The organism is Kitasatospora sp. NPDC048722 (genome assembly GCF_040650235.1).
GTDB lineage: Bacteria > Actinomycetota > Actinomycetes > Streptomycetales > Streptomycetaceae > Kitasatospora.
Genome location: NZ_JBEZGX010000064.1, coordinates 1 through 16,471 on the forward strand (window position 1 = coordinate 1; position 16,471 = coordinate 16,471).

At 74.6% G+C, this 16,471-nt stretch carries 9 protein-coding genes; 2 read left to right on the top strand and 7 right to left on the bottom strand.

Annotation, left to right across the window (positions count from 1 at the left end; translation table 11 throughout):
* Nucleotides 1–69 precede the first annotated feature (69 nt).
* From AB0C76_RS33915 to AB0C76_RS33940, 6 genes are all read right to left on the bottom strand, one after another.
* Nucleotides 70–1,050: a hypothetical protein gene (locus AB0C76_RS33915; protein ID WP_359973031.1), complete on the bottom strand. Its 981-nt coding sequence runs from the start codon at nt 1,048–1,050 to the stop codon at nt 70–72.
* Between the two features lie 150 nt (nt 1,051–1,200).
* Nucleotides 1,201–1,920, bottom strand: a complete 720-nt coding sequence (locus AB0C76_RS33920; protein WP_359973033.1) for a hypothetical protein — start codon at nt 1,918–1,920, stop codon at nt 1,201–1,203.
* Between the two features lie 43 nt (nt 1,921–1,963).
* Nucleotides 1,964–3,016, bottom strand: a complete 1,053-nt coding sequence (locus AB0C76_RS33925) for a hypothetical protein (RefSeq protein WP_359973036.1) — start codon at nt 3,014–3,016, stop codon at nt 1,964–1,966.
* Entirely contained in the window at nt 3,013–4,320 is a 1,308-nt protein-coding gene (locus AB0C76_RS33930; RefSeq protein WP_359973038.1) for a CHAT domain-containing protein, read from the bottom strand. Before AB0C76_RS33930 ends, AB0C76_RS33925 begins: the two co-directional genes overlap by 4 nt.
* A gap of 60 nt (nt 4,321–4,380) precedes the next feature.
* Nucleotides 4,381–10,104, bottom strand: a complete 5,724-nt coding sequence (locus AB0C76_RS33935) for a tetratricopeptide repeat protein (protein ID WP_359973040.1) — start codon at nt 10,102–10,104, stop codon at nt 4,381–4,383.
* Nucleotides 10,105–10,315: 211 nt separating this feature from the next.
* Nucleotides 10,316–11,059, bottom strand: a complete 744-nt coding sequence (locus tag AB0C76_RS33940) for an SOS response-associated peptidase (RefSeq protein WP_359973042.1) — start codon at nt 11,057–11,059, stop codon at nt 10,316–10,318.
* Between the two features lie 216 nt (nt 11,060–11,275).
* Between AB0C76_RS33940 and AB0C76_RS33945 the strand changes: the two genes are divergently transcribed.
* Nucleotides 11,276–11,446 carry a hypothetical protein gene (locus tag AB0C76_RS33945; protein WP_359973045.1) on the top strand — a complete coding sequence of 57 codons (171 nt, stop codon included), beginning with the start codon at nt 11,276–11,278 and terminating at the stop codon, nt 11,444–11,446.
* Nucleotides 11,447–11,754: 308 nt separating this feature from the next.
* On the opposite strand, the gene AB0C76_RS33950 is transcribed toward AB0C76_RS33945, so the two are convergent.
* Nucleotides 11,755–14,079, bottom strand: a complete 2,325-nt coding sequence (locus AB0C76_RS33950) for a hypothetical protein (RefSeq protein ID WP_359973047.1) — start codon at nt 14,077–14,079, stop codon at nt 11,755–11,757.
* 233 nt (nt 14,080–14,312) lie between these two features.
* Here AB0C76_RS33950 and AB0C76_RS33955 point away from each other — a divergent pair, with 233 nt between their 5' ends.
* Nucleotides 14,313–16,256, top strand: a complete 1,944-nt coding sequence (locus AB0C76_RS33955) for an Ig domain-containing protein (protein ID WP_359973049.1) — start codon at nt 14,313–14,315, stop codon at nt 16,254–16,256.
* Nucleotides 16,257–16,471 lie beyond the last annotated feature (215 nt).

The window sequence follows — 16,471 nt, forward strand, 5'->3', positions numbered from 1 at the left end:
CTTGTGCGTGCCCCCCGTCGCACCGCCTGGGGCGGTGGCCGGACAGGGCGGACCTGTCCGGCCACGGCGTCAGACCGGGCTGCCGGGCTTGGCGGAGTCCTTGGGCTTCACCGGTCCCGACCACGAGGTGAGGGAGGAGTAGACGCACAGCGCCTCGCGGTCGTCGAACAGCCACCAGCGGCCCTGGCTCGGGTAGAGGTACCCGATCATCCCGTCCTCCGGAAGGTCGGCGGAGCTCGCCCGGGCCTGGCACAGCTGGCGCGCGCTCGCCTCGACGCTCGCCACGCCGGGGTAGGAGCCGTTGCCGGGGAGCGTCACCGTGGCGAAGACCTCCAGCCGGTGCGGTTGGGCGCACGGGACGATCTGGTAGTGGTCCGACCCGCTCCGGTACGTGTGGATGTCGTCGACGGCGCAGTCGCCCTCCTTCAGGTACCAGGAGCCGGCCCGCCCCGCGACGACCGGGTGGCCGTCGGCGCCGCGCGTCGGACCCGACGTCAGGTCGTGGTAGGCGAAGGCCATGATGCCGCCGAGCATGGCGAGGAAGAGGGTCCAGGTGACGGAGAGCACCAGGCCGACGGCGGCGAAGCCGAAACCGCCCTGCCGGCGGCGGAAGATCCGGCCGAACGAGCCGACGGCGAGGCCGATCGAGACCAGCGACAGCGGCGGGAGGAACCCGATGAGCCCGAGCACGAAGGAGGTGACGGCCATCCCGCTGACCTTGGCCGTCGGCTGCGGGGTGACGGGCGGCGGGACGGGTGCGCCGGGCGCGCCGGGCACGTACGGCGGCCAGGCCTGCTGCCCGGGGACCGGTCCGAACTGCCGCCCGGCGGCGAGGCCGGCGCCGGCCGGGCCGGCGGTGTAGGGGTTGGTGGTGGCGTAGGGATTGGCGTCGACGTCCGGAGCGGCGGGCTGCGCGGGGACTTCGGCTGCGGGCTGGGCGTCCTCGGGCTTCGGCCCGGCGCTCGGCTTCGGCTCGACGTCGGGGGTCGGCTGGGCGGCCGACGGACCGGTGGCGGGTTCGGCGGACGGGTCGTCAATGGGCCGTGACACGGTGGCTGCTTTCCCCGGGGCGGTTCGGTGGGCGAAGGGCCCGCTCCCGGCGGGCCGCCCGGCGAATATAGCCGATGATCAGACTGCTGCTCATCGAAGTTCTTCGGTAGGCGAAGGACCGCTCAAGGGGCCCGGCCCCCGAAGGCGTCGTCAGCCCTCGAAGCCGTGGCAGTCCCAGGGCGCGACGAACGTGCCCGGTGCCACGAACTCCTCGGGGATTCCGATCAGAAGGAGAAACGATTCGCCGCTCTCGTCCTCCGGCCGGCACTCTACCTCGACCTCCGGGATGCCGAGGACCCCGCGGTCGAACAGGAGCTCCGCCCGCCTCGGCCGGTCGGGCGACCGTCCCGTGAGGACGCCGAACACCCCGACACCCTGCGCGTCCGTGCCGAGCACCTCGCGGACCTCGAACCGCCAGTGCGCGGCGGCCAGGTACAGCAGCCTCCGACCGGAGTCGCGGTGCGCCGAGAGGACGGCCCGCCGGCCGCGGACGAGATCGGCGATCGCGCAGCACGACCGGAGCCCGGAGGCACCCGGGGCGCCCACGCGGGCGGTGCTGGGATCGGGAGGGCGCTCCAGCAGCTCGAACAGCAGGCCCAATGCGGCTGACCCGGCCCGCCGGTGGGCGTGCTCGACGATGTCGAGCAGGATCGGCGCCGCCTCGACCGCGGCCGGGAAGATCTCGCCTTCGAGGTCGTCGGTCAGAGCGCTGTCGAGGAGCGCGGTCATGGCATCGGCGGCACGGTTCAGCGTGCTCGCTCCGGCCAGGGCCCGCAGAAGCGCACCCGTCCTGCCGATGTCGGAACGGCGGGACGGGAAGGAGTCCCAGTCGACGGCGTCGATCGCTTCGAAGATCGCTTCCAGGTCCACGGGCGGCATCCTGCCAGACGCCCGGCCGGCACCGTGCGGGTTTTCAGCGCGCGTGCGACGCCAGGCTCAGCATCAGGTGCGCCGACTCCGGGTGCTGGAAGTCCGAGTGGGCGCCGGCCGGTGCCAGCCGGGTCGCCGGGCCGCCCCGGTAGACCGCGCTCGCGTCGACGTTCACGATCGGGTGGTCCAGCACGTCGTGCGGGTAGGGCGAACCGGCCGGGCGCAGCAGCGTGGAGAACTGGTGCACCGGCGCCACACCCGTGCCGGAGTGGCCGATGCCCGGCCGGCCCTCGGCCCGCAGGTGCCAGAAGCCGGTGGCGCGGTCCCAGCGGGAGTGGGTGAGCACGAGCGGCCCGCGCAGCGGCGCGGCGTGGGCCGGCCTGCGGTCGGACCCGGGGAACAGGCGGGGGAAGAGCCGGGAGAAGGCGTCGCGGGGCGCGGCCATCTGGAAGACCAGCGCGCTGTCGACGGTGAACGGCCGAGCCGGATCGCCCGGCCGGCTCCAGCTCAGGACCCTGGGCCCGGTGGGCCGCGCGGCCGCGTGCTGGACGGCCTCGCACAGGAACCGCCCGCCGAAGGAGTGCCCGACCAGGTGCAGGTACTGGCCGTTGCGGTTGGCCAGCACGGCGGGGTCGGCCGGGTGGCCGCGGTCGGCGTCGAGGTAGCCGAGCAGGTGGCCGAGCACGTACCCGGCCTGGCCGCGGCCGGGCGCGCTCATCGCGTGCGCCCGGTCGCGCACGCGGCGGTACCCGCCGAGCGAGGGCAGGCTGGACGACGGCCAGCGCACCACGACGCACCACGGCCGGTACCCGCGTTCCAGGCCCGGGTACGCGGCCGGGCGGGCCCGGTGCAGGTCGGCGGCGCGCGAGAGCAGCGCCGTGGCCGCGCGGTCCGCCGCGGCGGGGCTGGTCTGCCAGCCGTGGACGTACACGTAGACGTCGGTGGCCCGCTCCGGCACGCGCAGGTGGCGGGCGAGGTGCTCGGCGACGCGCGCCTCGGGCACCGGGGTCCGGGTGCCGGGGACGAGCAGCCGCCCGTCCTCGTCGAGGTCCACGGTGACGGGCCGGACGGAAGGAGGGGTCGGGCGGCGGGTCAAGGCGTGAGCTCCAGGATGCTGTCGATGCCGCAGTGCAGGGAGTAGGTGAGCGCGAGCGGGTTGCCGTGCTCGCGCGCGAAGCGCCGGACGAGGGTCTGGGTGATCTCGCCCGCCGTCAGCCCGCCGGTCAGGTAGAGGTCGAGGAAGGCGAACGCGTACTCGGCGGCGAACACCTGGGGGATCTCGATCTGCGGCCCGAGCACGCCCTCCGCCCCGAGATCGACCAACGCCCGCCCCAGGTGTTCGAGTTCGCCTTCCGCGGACTGTCCGGTGTGGCAGGCGTTCAGGAGGACGAAGGGCCGGAACATCGCCTCCGGCGCGTCCAGGTGCCGACGGCGGTGGCGGCGCACGAGGTCGGCGTCGATGTGCCGGTCGTCGGAGAGGCGGACGGCGAGCTGTTTGAAGGCGGAGCCGTCGGCGACGAACTGGCCGTGGCACCAGAAGTACATGACGTCCTCGTCCAGCACCGCGCGCGACAGGGCGTCGAGCAGGCCGCGGGACTCGGTGCGGACGGTGAGGTGCGAGCGGTCCTCCAGCAGCTTGCGGACCTCGGGGGCGCGGCCGATGGATTCGAGGGTGTCGTCGGTGTTGAGGCTGGTGACCGGCCGTTCCCGGGCCGGGTGGGGCGGCTGGATCGGCGGGTAGGCCGCCCCGGTCTGCTCGATCTGATGACGGTGGCCGAGGAAGTCCGCCCACGGGTCCGGGCGGCCGTCGTGACCCGGGCCGCCGTCGACGGCGAGCATCGGCCACGGCAGGTGCAGGTCGGAGTCGAAGCTGATCCGGAGCGGGCCGTGCTCGGTGAGCGTCCGGTTGAGGTACTCCCGGAAGACGGTCAGCTCCCGGCCGGGGCCGTCGAGCATCGTCTCCAGGAAGTACCGCCCCTCCTCGGCGAGTTCGGCCGCCCGGCCCTCGGCGACGGGGCGTAGGTGGGACACGTCGACGGCGGAGGCGAACGGGTAGTCGTCGGGCATCCCGAAGTCGTCGACCGTCGCGTAGCGGACCAGCTGGTCGCGCCAGGTCGTGCGCAGCCGGGCGGCCCTGGCGAGGAGCTTGGTGCCCGTGACGGCGAGCTCCGCGCGGTGCGGGCGGGTGCGCGGGGTGCGCTCGCCGGGCCGGAACGCGTGGACGTCGAGGGTGTCGTCGCGCCGGCGGCGCAGCGAGACGATGAGGTCGAGCGGGAGCGGGTCCCTGACGTCCTCGGCGTCCCTGACGTCCTCGGCTTCCCTCGGGCCGCGCTGGCGGGGCAGCCGGGTGAAGTCCGCGGACGGGTTCTGCCGGATCTCGACGAGGAGCTCCTGGGGCACGTGGGTCACTCCTGCGGGGACTGGGGGGAGGGGAGGGGAGGGCGCGGACGGGACGGGGCGTCATTGCGGCACGTCCACCACGGCGGTGAGGTCCTGGAGGGCGGCGCCGTGGCCCGCGTCGTACACGGTGATCCGTACCCGGTGCCGCCCCGGCGCGGCGGGTGTCAGCGCCAGCACGGCCGGCTCGCGGCCGGGGGTGTAGGCGGCGACGGGCACTTCGAGGACCGCGTCCGAGGCGACGGCGGCGACGAGCCGCAGGTCCGGCAGCTCGCCGGGGTCGGCGCCCGGCGAGTCGGGCTCCAGCCGCAGTTCGAGCCGCACGGTGGTGCCGGGCGCGGGCTCGTCTAGCAGCGTGAGCCGGGGGCGCCAGGCGCTGCGGGACAACGTCACGGCCGTCCGCCGGGCCCGCCGGGCGGGGAGCGGCAGGTCGGGCACGGCGGTGAGGGCGGGCGGCTGGGCAGAACCGCCGAGCGTCGCCCGGCTCTCGACGGCCAGGGGGTGTCCGGGGCCCATGACGGCCTCCCGCCCGGCCCGGACGGCGTCGAGCAGCTCCTGCGCGGCTTCCGGCCGGCCTGCCCCGGCGAGGGCTCGGGCGAGGCCGACGGCGAGGGTGGGGTAGAGACCGAGCACGCGGGGCCGCTCGGCCCCGGCGGACAGGGCCCGCTCGTCGATCCTCCGGTGCCCGCCGGCCAGCACGGTGGGCGCGCTCGATCCGGCGAGCGGCAGCAGGTCCGCGACGACACCCGTGTAGACGCGGACGGCCCCGGCGTGGTCCCCGGCGCGGAGGCGGGCGTACGCGAGGCTCTGGCGGATGCTCAGGGTGCCCGGGTGGCGGTGGCCGTGCGCCTCGGTGGCTTCCTCGGCGAGTTCTTCCAGGAGGACGACGGCGCGCAGCGGGCGGGGGCCGTCGGCGAGGACGAGGCCCTGGATCTCGCGGGCGAGGAGGGACCGGTTGTCGGTCGGGTCCAGGGTGTCGCGGGTGCGGGCGACGAGCTCCGCCGCCAGGAGCGTGGCGGCCTCCTGGTCGCCGTTCGCCCGGTGCGCGAGCGCGAGGTTGCCCTCGGTCCCGAGGACCATCGGATGGCCGGCGCCCAGGTGCCGGGCCGCGTCCGTGGCCAGGGCGGTGTAGTCGGCGACGGCGGTCTCGGCGTCACCGGCCAGGAGCCGGGCGTCGGCGAGGTCGCGGCGCGTCATCAGCACCTGGAGGCTGTTCGCGCCGAGGGCAGGGGTCGCCGCGGCGAGGACGTCCTCGTAGCACGCGACGGCTTCGGCGTGGCGCCCCGCGTCGCAGTGGTTGAGCGCGACGCTGTCCCAGGCGTCGAGCGTCATGGGGTGATCGGCTCCGAGGGCGCGGCCGCGGCCGGACCTGACGACCTCGAAGACGGCGGCGGCGCGGTCGTGCTGCCAGCCGTGGCGGAGCCCGTGACCGAGCGATTCCGTGGCGGTGAGGGTGTCCGGGTGGTCGGGGCCGAGGACGCGCACGCATGCGGTGGCGACGGCTCCGCGTTCGGCGATGGCCGCGCGCTTGCGGCCGGCGAGGTTGAGGGCCCGGGCCAGGCAGCGGCGCTCGCCCAGGGTGTCTGGGTGGTCGGGGCCCTGGATCCGGGTCCGGTCGGCGACCAGTGCCTCGTAGAGCTCGACGGCCCGGTCGGCTTCGCCGAGTTCGCGCCAGGTCCGGGCGATCGCACGGCGCAGGTCCAGGGTGGCGGGGTGGTCGGGGCCCTGGACGCGAAGCCGGTCGGCGAGCAGCGCTTCCCGGTCGTCCAGGGCCTGACGGATCATCCCCGCCTCGTGGCGGGCGAAGGCGAGATTGGCGCGCTCGGTCAGCGTCGCGGGGTGGTCCGGGCCCTGGACACGGATGCGGTCCTGGAGCAGCTCCTCGATGAGCCTGGCGGCGAGGCGCCTGTCACCGGCCATCTGGTGCGTCGAGGCGAGGAGGTACCGGGTGCCGAGCGTGCTCGCGCGGTCCGGCCCGTCGAGGCGCAGCCGGTCGGCGAGCAGGGCTTCGCACAGCTCCGTCGCCCGCCCGAAGTCGTTCGTCTCCCGGTATTCGACCACGAGCCACCACCGGTCGCCGAGCGCCCCCGGGTGGTCGGCACCGAGGACACGCGCCCGGTCGGACGCCAGCGACTCGAAGAGGGCGATCGCGTGCCGGTGGTCGCCGGCCTCCTGGACGAACCAGGCCAGGGTGAACCGGGCGCCGAAGGTGTCCGGGTGGTCCGGGCCCACGAGCCGGGTCCGGGCCGCGACGAGCTCCTCCGCGATGACCCGGGCACGGCGGTGGCTGCGTGCGGCGGAGCAGGCCCAGGCCAGGCCGGAGCGGGCCTGGAGCGTTTCGTGGTGGTCGGGGCCGTGGATCCGGGTGCTGTCGGCGACGAGGGTGTCGAAGAGTTCGAGGGAGCGGGCGTGGTCATCGGCAAGGCGGTGCGCCGTGGCCTGCCACCAGCGGTTGGTGAGCGTTTCGTGGTGGTCGGGGCCGTGGATCCGGGTGCTGTCGGCGACGAGGGTGTCGAAGAGTTCGAGGGAGCGGGCGTGGTCGACGGCCACCTGGTGTGCGTGGGCCTGCCACCAGCGGATGCCGAGCGTGGTGGGGTGGTCGGCGCCGAGGACGCGGGTGCCGATGGTGACCAGCGTCGGGTAGAGGGCGAGTGCGCGGTGGTGCTCGCTCGCGACCGTCAGGCAGCGGGCGAGGGCCAGGAGGTCGCCCAGGGTGGCGGGATGGTGCGGGCCGTCCACGCGCGCGCGGTCGGCGGCCAGCTCCTCGTACAGCCTGACGGCCGTGCGGGGGTCGTCGACGTCCCGGTGTGCTGCGGCGAGCCAGTGCCGGGCGTCCAGGGTGTCGGGGTGGTCGGGGCCCAGCACGCGGGTGCGGTCGGCCACCAGCCCGGTGTAGACCGCCAGAGCGCCGCGGTGGTCACCCACGCGCTGGTGTGCCGTGGCCAGCCAGGAGCGGGTGTCGAGGGTGTCCGGGTGGTCCGGTCCCTGGATCCGGGCCGCGTCCGCCGCGAGCGCCGTGAGCAGCGTGAGCGCGTGGCGGTGGTCCCCGGCCTCCCCGTGGGCCAACGCCTGCCAGCGGCGGGCACCGAGGGTGTCGGGGTGGTCGGGGCCCTGGATCCGGGTGCGGTCCTCGACCAGCGCGTCGCACAGGTCGGCCCTGCGCCGGTGGTCGCCGGCGCCGCCGCAGGCCTGCGCGAGCCCCAGGCGGGCGTTGAGCGTCTCCCCGTGGTCAGGGCCGTGGACGCGGCCGTGCTCCTCGACCAGTCGCTCCCACTCCGCGAGCGCCGCGCGCGGACGCCCGGCTGCCTGCAGCGCCCAGGCGAGGCGGTGGCGTTCGGCGAGGGTGTGGGGGTGGTCCGGGCCGTGGAGCCGGATGCGGTCGGCCACCAGCCGCTCCCGCTCCGGCAGTTCCTGCGCGGCAGGCCCGGCGAGGCGCAGCGCGTACGCGAGGTCGCCGCGCTCCTCCAGGACGTCGGGATGGTCCGGCCCCTGGACGCGCTCGCGGTCCCGCAGCAGCGCGCGGTGCAGCTCGACCGCGCGCCGGTAGCGGCCCGCCTCGCGGTGCGCGCGGGCGAGGCCGGTGCGGGCGGCGAGCGTCTCGGGGTGGTCGGGTCCGAGGGAGCGGCCGTAGTCGGCGACGGCCTCCGTGTACTCCGCGAGGGCCGCGGCCGGGCTGCCCGCGTCGCTGCGCGCGAGTGCGAGGCGGCACCGGGCGGCGAGGGTCTGCGGGTGGTCCGGGCCCTGGACGCGGGTGCGGTCGCGCACGACCGCCTCGTAGCCCGCCACCGCCGCCGGGTGGTCGCCGGCGACGGCGTGCGCGGCGGCCAGCCAGCCGCGGCTCGTGAGCGTGTCGGGGTGGTCCGGGCCCAGGACACGGGTGCGGTCGGCCACCGCCTCCTCGTACAGGGCGACGGCCAACCGGTGCTCGCCCGCCGTCAGTTGGGCGAAGGCCAGGCCGATCCGGCGGGTCAGCGTGTCCGGGTGGTCGGGGCCGAGGACGCGGGCGGCGTCGGCCAGCACGCGCTCGAACTCGGCCACCGCCTCCGCGTGCCGCCCGGCCACCTGCAGCGCGTACGCGAGGCCCGCCCGGCTGGACAGGGTGTCCGGGTGGTCGGCGCCGAGCACCCGGGTCCGGTCCGCCACGACCGAGCCGAACTCCTCGACGGCCAGCGCGTGCTGGCCCGACCGCCGGTACGCGTGGCCGAGCGTGTTGCGGTCGCCCAGTACCGCCGGGTCGTCCGGACCGAGCAGGTGCAGGCGGTCCGCGATGACGGACCGGGTCAGCGCGATGGCCCGGGCCGGATCGCCGGCGCGCGCGTGCAGCTCGGCGAGCCGGCCGCGGGTGGCCACCGTGTCCGGATGGTAGGTGCCCAGCAGGCGCGCCTGGCCGTCCGCCAGCGCCGTCACCAGCGGGAGCGCGAACACCCGCTGCGCCTTGTCGGTGAACTCCTCCGCCGCCAGCCGGTAGAGCGCGACCGTCTCCGCCGTCGGCCGCTCGGACGGGCCGGTGGCGGCCAGCTCGCGGATGTGCGGCAGCAGCGCCCGGCGGATCCGCGGGTCGGACGCCGGCCACAGCCGCGCCGCCGCCTCGGCGAGTTGCTGCTCGGCGCGCCCGCGCATCCTCCGCCCGCCGTCCGCGGTGCGCAGCACGCTCTGCAGCAGCCGGTGCACGGCGACCGTGGACGTGCCGAGGGTGATCAGGTTGTAGTCGGCGAGCAGCCGGAGCCCGGCGGCGACCTCGTCCGGCCGGCGCGCGCCGAACGGCACCAGCGCCTCGCGCGGCAGCGCCTCGGGGGCGTACCAGGCGAGGGTGCGCAGCAGCTCGACGGCGAACGGCGCGGTGGTCTGGACGGTGTGCAGGGTCGTCTGCCACAGCCGCGCGACCGTGTCGAGGGTGGACGGGCGGGTGCCCGTGCTGGGGCCGGTGGAGCGCAGCAGGCGGCGGCGGTAGGCGGCGAAGGTGGTGCGGGTCTGCTGGACGAACGCCCCGGCCTGGGCGAGGGCGAGCGGCAGGTGGCCGAGCTCGTCGGCGAGCGAGCGGGCCTCGGCCTGCTCGTCCGCGTCCACGGCGGCGCCCGGGTAGGCGGTGTCGCACAGCAGCCGGGCGGCCTCCGGCCCGTCGAGGACGTCGATCCGCACCCGTCGGATGCCCGGGTGCCAGCCGCTCGCGCGCCGGCTGGTGACGAGCTGGTGGCCGCAGCCGAGGAGGCGGCCGAGGTAGGGGGTGAGGTGGAGCGGGTCCTCGGCGTTGTCGAACACGAGCAGCCAGCGGTCGTGTGCCCGCAGCCAGGCCAGCGCCCACTCGACCTGCTGGCCCGGGGAGGCGGTGAGCGCCCACGACGGGTACAGCTGGACGGCGAGGTCCGCGAAGGCCTCGGCGAGTTGCTCCTCGGACTCGGCGGTGATCCACCAGATCAGCCGGTAGTGGTCGGCGTGGGCGTAGGCGTAGTGCAGGGCCAGCGTGGTCTTCCCGACGCCGCCGAGGCCGTGCAGCGTGGTGGCCTGGGTGACGAGCCCGCTGCCGTCGCCGCCCGCGAGCGCCTCGCCGATGGCCTGGAGCGCGGCGTCCCGCCCGACGAAGCCGCCGCCGGAGCGCGGCGGGAGGTTGTGCCAGGGCGGGGTGGCCTCGACGCTGAGCGCGGCCCGCGCGGCGGCGGGCGGCAGGACGACGCTGCGCTGCTCGGTGTGCGGGTTGACGGCGGTGGCGGAGGGCGCGGACGGGCGGCGGCGCTGCTCGAACGCGTCGTGGTCGGGCAGGCCGCCCTCGGGCCGGGCGTGCGTCGTCATCGACGTGATCACCGTGCTGCCCACCCCCCCGTTGACGCCTGTTCGCCAACGGTAACGGGGGATCAGCGGGCTGTCAGCGGATTTGGGCAGGTGGGCGGGGGGTGGTGTCGAGGGGAAGCCGGCCAGGGGCCGGAGCGGGGAGCGGCGGTTGTGGATCGGCGGGCTGTCAGCGGATCCGGGCGGGCGGGTGATGCACCGTCGGTGCGCACCGTCAGTCCGCCAGCCCCAGTGGGTCCTCGGCGCCGTCGAGCAGTTCCGGGCCGTTGGAGCGCACGCTGTTGACGGCCGTCGACACGGCCCGCACGCGCAGGGCGCCGTCGGCGGGGCGGCGCAGCAGGTGGTGCAGCTCGGTGGGGTCGGTGACGTCCGGGGCGAGCCAGGTGGCCACGTCGTCCGGGGCGACGGTGAGCGGCATGCGGTCGTGGACGCGGCCGGCGGTGTCCGTCGCGTCGGTGGTGATGATGGTCGCGGTGGCGAGCCAGGCGGCGGGGTCGTCCTCGTCGCGGCTGCGGTCGCGCCAGAACTCGTACAGCCCGGCCATCAGCATCACCGAACCGGTGCTGAGGAAGTACGGCTGCTTGTACTTCTTGCGGTCGGCCTCCGCCGGGACCTCGCGCCACTCGAAGTAGCCGTCCGCCGGGATCACGCAGCGCCGGGCGGCGAAGGCCTTGCGGAAGGCGGGCTTCTCGTGGACGGTCTCCGAGCGCGCGTTGATCATGCGGGCGCCGCCGGACGCGTCCTTGGACCAGGACGGGACGAGGCCCCACCGCAGCGGCCGCAACTGCCGCAGCAGCTCGCCGGTCTCGCGGTCGACCCGTTCGAGCACCGCCGGGACGGGGTCGGTCGGGGCGACGTTCCAGCTCGGGGCGAGGGCCTCGGCGGGGTCCCAGCGGAGCTCGCCGAGGAGGCCGACGAGGTCCTGGGGCGTGGTGGTGGAGACGAAACGGCCGCACATGCTCCCACCCTGCCACCCCCGACCGACGAACGCTCACAGTGCCCGGGTGTTTCGGGGACCACCGCGGCCAGGACCTCCGCGTACGCGTCGAACAGCCGCGGTGCACCCGACACCGGCGAACGACCGGGGACCCGCCCCGGAGTGGTCCGCGCGGTCGAATCTGCCGGTGGGTCGTGCAAGGGCGTTCCGGGTGGTGGCAGAGCCGAGGAGTGCACCGTGACCTACACCCTCCCGGGTGGCCGGATCACCGCCCAGGGGATGGTCTTCGGCAACCTCGACCCGGGCCCGCCCCCTTCGTTCGACAACGCGATCACCGGCGGCACCGGGGACTTCGACCGAGCCCGTGGCTCGATCCACGCCGACACGGTCGCTCCGGGTACGAGGTGATTCACGATCGACCTCGACCGCCGACCGAGGTCTCCTCCCGCGGCCGCTCACCGGCATCGGCGAATGCTGACCGGTGAGCGGCCGCGGGAGGTTGGGCACACAGTGACGCGCGGGCGGTCCCGCTGTGACGGCCTCCGAGGAGACGTGGGTCGGCACCCAGATGATCGCGGACGACCGCTGCCCCCACTACGGGGACCGCATCGCCCGCCGGCCGGGCAGCCCCCCGGCGGAGCGGCCGGTGGGAGGGACGCGTCGCCACCGTTCACGGGCCCACGGCCCAGCGGCACCTCCCACGCCCCGTCGGCGTCCTAGTCGGAGGTGGTGGCTGTGGTGGTCTCGCCCGGGGCTGTGCGGAGCGTCGTCGTGGTGTAGGCGGTGCCGTCCACGGTGGTGGTCCGAGCCGGGTGTGGCGTGCCGTTGACGGTGATGGTGGGGTGGGTGCCGGGGAAGCGGGGGGTCCACGTGAGGGGGCTCGAGCCCGTGTTGGTGAGGGTCGTGGCGCTGTGGCCGTCTTGGCGGAGGGTGATCCGCGTTTCGCCGACGGGGATGTCCGCGACCTGGAGCCAGGTCATCGAGGCCGGCAGGTGGGAGGTGGTTTCGACGGAGTCGGAGGCGTCGGGCGTGAGGCCCAGGAGGCCTTGGACGGTCTGGGACAGCAGGGTGAAGGGGACTTCGGGGTAGTCGCCGTTCAGCATGTGGCCGCTGGTGTGGACCTGCGGGGTGGCCTCGTAGATGGTGCGCATCCACTTCCATGCCCTGTCCCCGTCGCCGGCGGCGAAGAAGGCGTCCGGGAGATAGGTGTAGGCCTCCAGGTTGTCGGAGCGTTGTGGGCCGGAGTCCTGGGCGTCCAGGTCGGCGAGGAAGGCGTCCCGGCGCGGGCCCGCGTCCAGGAGGCGCTTGGCGGGCATCAGGATGCTCGCCTCGTAGCCCCAGTCGGTGAGGGGCCGACCGCTGGTGTCGTAGCCGTGGACGACGGCGCCGGGGTGCTGCGGGTCGACCGTCCAGGTGGAGTTGGCGTACCGGCGGAGCGTTTCGGCGGCCTGGCGGTGGGCCGTCGCGGCGGCGTGGTCGCCGCGTGCGTCGGCCAGCGTCGAGGCGGCGAGGCAGGCCTGGTACTGGGCGGCGAGGGCGTCGCCCGCCTCGGCGTACGTGGCCGTGGCGTTCTCGGCGTAGCTCGCGGTGCCCGCGAAGATGTTGCGGCTGGCGGCCTGGGGGATCGGGACGCCGCCGTTGTCGACGGGTCCGGGGTGGCGGGTGATGTACGGGCCGAGGGTGGTGCGGATGTAGCGGGTGAGGACGGGGTCGTCGACGTAGTCGCGGTCGCCGGTCCAGCGGTAGGCCTCGCCGGTCTTCTCCACGAGCTCGAAGGGGGCGGGGAGTTCGCGGACGAAGCTGCTCGGGCTGCGGTAGTCGATGCTGCCCGGGGTCTTGGCGTCGAAGTTGACGGACCACACCGGGTCCAGCCCGTTGGCGTCGGTCGCGGAGGCGGCGAAGGCGCGCAGCATGGTCTTGTTCTGGGCGTCGAGTCCCAACAGGTGTGCGCCGACGAGCTGGTGGGCGAAGTCGCGGCTGTAGAAGTCGGAACGGAACGGGTAGCCGGCCCAGTAGGTGGTGTCGTAGGCAGCGGTGCCCGTGCCGTCGGGGTGGTTCTCGTCGAGGTCGAGGACGCCGGGGGCGCCGGCCTGCTGGACCCAGCTGTTGGCCTTGGTCTTGGCCCAGTCGAACAGGGCGACGACCTCGGGGTCGGAGGAGTCGATCAGGGGGTCGTTCGGGGCGGAGGGTGCCACGGAGGCCTCGTCGACGTTGACCCAGCCGGCGGGGGAGGAGCCGATCGCGACCGTCAGCCGGTCGCCGGGCGCGACGTGGACGTGGGGGAGGGTGTACTTGGCGTAGACGGGCTGGGCGGGGATGGCGAGTCGGCGCACCACGGTGCCGTTGACGGCGGCCGAGAACGTGCCGCCCGCCGCTCCGCTCGCGATCCACGTGGACAGGTCGTACGTCCCGTCGGCGACGGCGGTGACCTCCTGGCTCACCCGGTAACCGGCGCCCGCGTCGAGGTAGGCGAGGCGGGTGCCGGTGTGCGGGTTGTTGGTGGCGAGGCCGGTGCGGGTGCTGAACGTCCAGCCTTCGGTGCCCTGTTCGAAGCCGGGGTTGGCGAGGAGGAGCGGCTCGGTGCGGGTGAGCGTCCAGCTCTGGGCGGGTCTCGGGGTGCAGGGCCGGGCGCGGACCGGGCCGTCGTGGTGGGGCGTGAGGCAGCGGCCGGCCGTGGCGAGGGCGCGGCCGCCGGGCACGGGGGAGACGGTGAACCGTGCTGCGGTGCCGCAGTCGGTGGCGGTGAGGTCGGCGGCGAGGCAGCGCCCGGTCGCGGCGTTGGCGAGAAGGTAGCCGTCCGCGCTGCGGCGCAGTTGCCACCGCTGGCTGAGCAGGCCCTGGCAGGCGGTGGTGACGGTTGGCGTGCCGAGGGCCGGTCGGGCGAACTCCGCGCCCAGGCAACTGCGGTCCACGGTCGACGAGATGACGTAGGTGCCGCCGTCGACCGGCTCGTCTCCGGAGGCCCGGGCGGTGGGCGTGGCTCCGGAGATGACGGCGAGGGCGGCGAGGCCGGACAGGACGGTGCTGTGCACGGGAGGCATGAGCTGCTCCTGGGCGTACGTCGGGGGCGCTGGGACGGGGCGTGTTGAACGTTCAAATCGCGCTCGGACGGGCGGGACAAGTGCGGGCGCGAACCTCGGGTCGAAGGGCTTGACCCGTGTGATCGGTGACATGTGTCATTTCACATGGCGCTCCGAGGGCTCGTCAACGGGCGCGCAAGGGCGCCGTCGCTTCCCCCGTTCCCGTTCCTCCGACCGAGAGTCAGGACCTCCCTGTGCCTACCGCACGTTCACGTCTCGCCGGATCACTCCGCAAGCTCCTGCTCGGGGCGCTCGTCCTCGGGCTCGCCGGCACCGGCAGCGCCGGTACGGCCCTCGCCCAGGGCGAGCGGCAGCCCGGGCCGGCGGCCGGCGCCGCGCCCGCCGATCCGCACCCGGCTGCCGAGGGCTGGCGGCAGATCGACGGCACCTGGGTGCAGGTCGGCGCCACCCGGCCGCACGTGATGCCCGACGCCACCACCTTCGCCCAGCGGCAGGCGGCGAGGACCGCCGGCACCGCCGCCCCGCGCAACAACTACGACCTGCAGATGACCTACCGGGGCGGCCAGGACTCGATCGGCGTCACCACCGGCCAGCCGAAGGTGTACCTGATCTACTGGGGCAGTCAGTGGGGCGCCCCCGGCACCGACGCGACGACCGGAAACGTCACCCTCTCGGGTGACCCGGATTCCGCCGCGCCCTACCAGCAGGACTTCTTCAAGGGCCTGGGCAGCCCGACCGACACGTGGTCCCGCGTGATGACCCAGTACTGCGAGGGCATCACGCCCGGGTCGTCCTACTGCCCGCCCGACGCCAACCACGTCGGCATGCCGGCGGCCGGCCAGACGCTCGCGGGTGTGTGGGTGGACAACGCGGCGCCCGCGCCGAAGGCCGCCACCGAGCCGGAGATCGCGGCCGAAGTCGTGGCCGCCGCCAAGCACTTCGGCAATACGGACCCGAATCGGAACCGGGACGTGCAGTACATCATCAACACCGGTCAGGGCCTGGACTCCGACAAGTGGAAGGAGCTCGGTTACTGCGCCTGGCACACCTTCATGCGCAGCTCGGCCGGCACCCTCGCCTACACGCTCATGCCGTACCTGACCGACGTGCCCGCGTGCGGCACCAACTGGATCAACCCGGGCGCGCGCGGGCGGCTCGACGGCTACGGGATCATCGGCGGTCACGAGTACGCCGAGACGATCACCGACCAGAACGCCTCCGGCGCGTGGACGGACGCGACCGGCCAGGAGAACGGCGACAAGTGCTCCTGGATCCCGGTCGGCCGCAACGGCGGGATGTTCAACCTCCAGCTGTCGACCGGGAGTTTCCCGGTGCAGACCACGTGGTCGAACTACGACCACCTGTGCGCGGGCGATGACCCGGTCTTCGCGAACGCGCAGCTCCTCGTGACCCGGCCGTGCGAGCAGACGGTCGAGAGCGGCAAGCCCGTCGACCTCGCCGTCCTCGCCTCCGACCGTGCCGGGCGCCCGATCACGTACGGCGCCAAGGGCCTGCCCCCCGGGCTGCGGATCGACGCGGCGACGGGCCGCATCACCGGGACCACGCACGCGACCGGCTGGCGCACGATCACCGTGACCGGCCGCGACGACCGGGGCAACACGCAGAGCCAGACCTTCCGGGCGGGCTTCTTCCACGGCCCGCAGACCGGCTGCACCCCGATCGAGCAGCTCAACGACCCGGGCTTCGAGAACGGCACCGCCGACCACGGCGTGTGGAACCCGTCCGGCTACAACATCATCACGCCGTCCACCGCCCACCAGGCGCACGGCGGCGCGGCCTACGCGTGGCTCGGGCAGAACACCGCGAGCGACGACTCGATCGTCCAGTGGGTCGAGACGACCCCGGGCTACACCGAGGAGCACCTGTCCTTCTGGCTGAACGTCACGGGCAGTGCCCAGGGGTCTTCCGCGCCCGGAGGCCCGGCGGTGGACACGCTCTCCCTGGAGCTGTACGACCAGTGGAGCGGCAACTACATGGCGACCGTCAAGACCTGGAGCAACCTGGACGCGACGAACGGCTACCGCCTGCAGTCCCTCGACCTGACGCCTTACGTGGCGGCCGAGTTCGGCTCGACGGTGGGCATCAAGCTGGTCGCGCACTCGACGAGCGGGAAGACCGCCTTCCTGGTGGACGACGCGTCGGTGAAGCTGACCTGATGCCTTCGTGAGGCGCCGCCCTCCGGCTCCGGTGCGGGGCCGGAGGGCAACCGGAAAGGGGGTGTGCCACTTGTGGTGGGTCACTTCCGGGGGCGGCCGCGAGTCCTTACCGTTGTGCACATGCCAAATCGGCGGGAATCCGGTTGGCGCCAGTGGCGCGCGGACACCGACGACTTCACTGCCTGGCAGCGCCCGTACCGAGGCGCTCGCCGATT

Bases quoted from the DNA above. Each gene is read 5' to 3' on its own strand.
- AB0C76_RS33935 (WP_359973040.1), bottom strand. From the start codon at position 10,104: ATGACGACGCACGCCCGGCCCGAGGGCGGCCTGCCCGACCACGACGCG.
- AB0C76_RS33940 (WP_359973042.1), bottom strand. From the start codon at position 11,059: ATGTGCGGCCGTTTCGTCTCCACCACCACGCCCCAGGACCTCGTCGGC.
- AB0C76_RS33950 (WP_359973047.1), bottom strand. From the start codon at position 14,079: ATGCCTCCCGTGCACAGCACCGTCCTGTCCGGCCTCGCCGCCCTCGCC.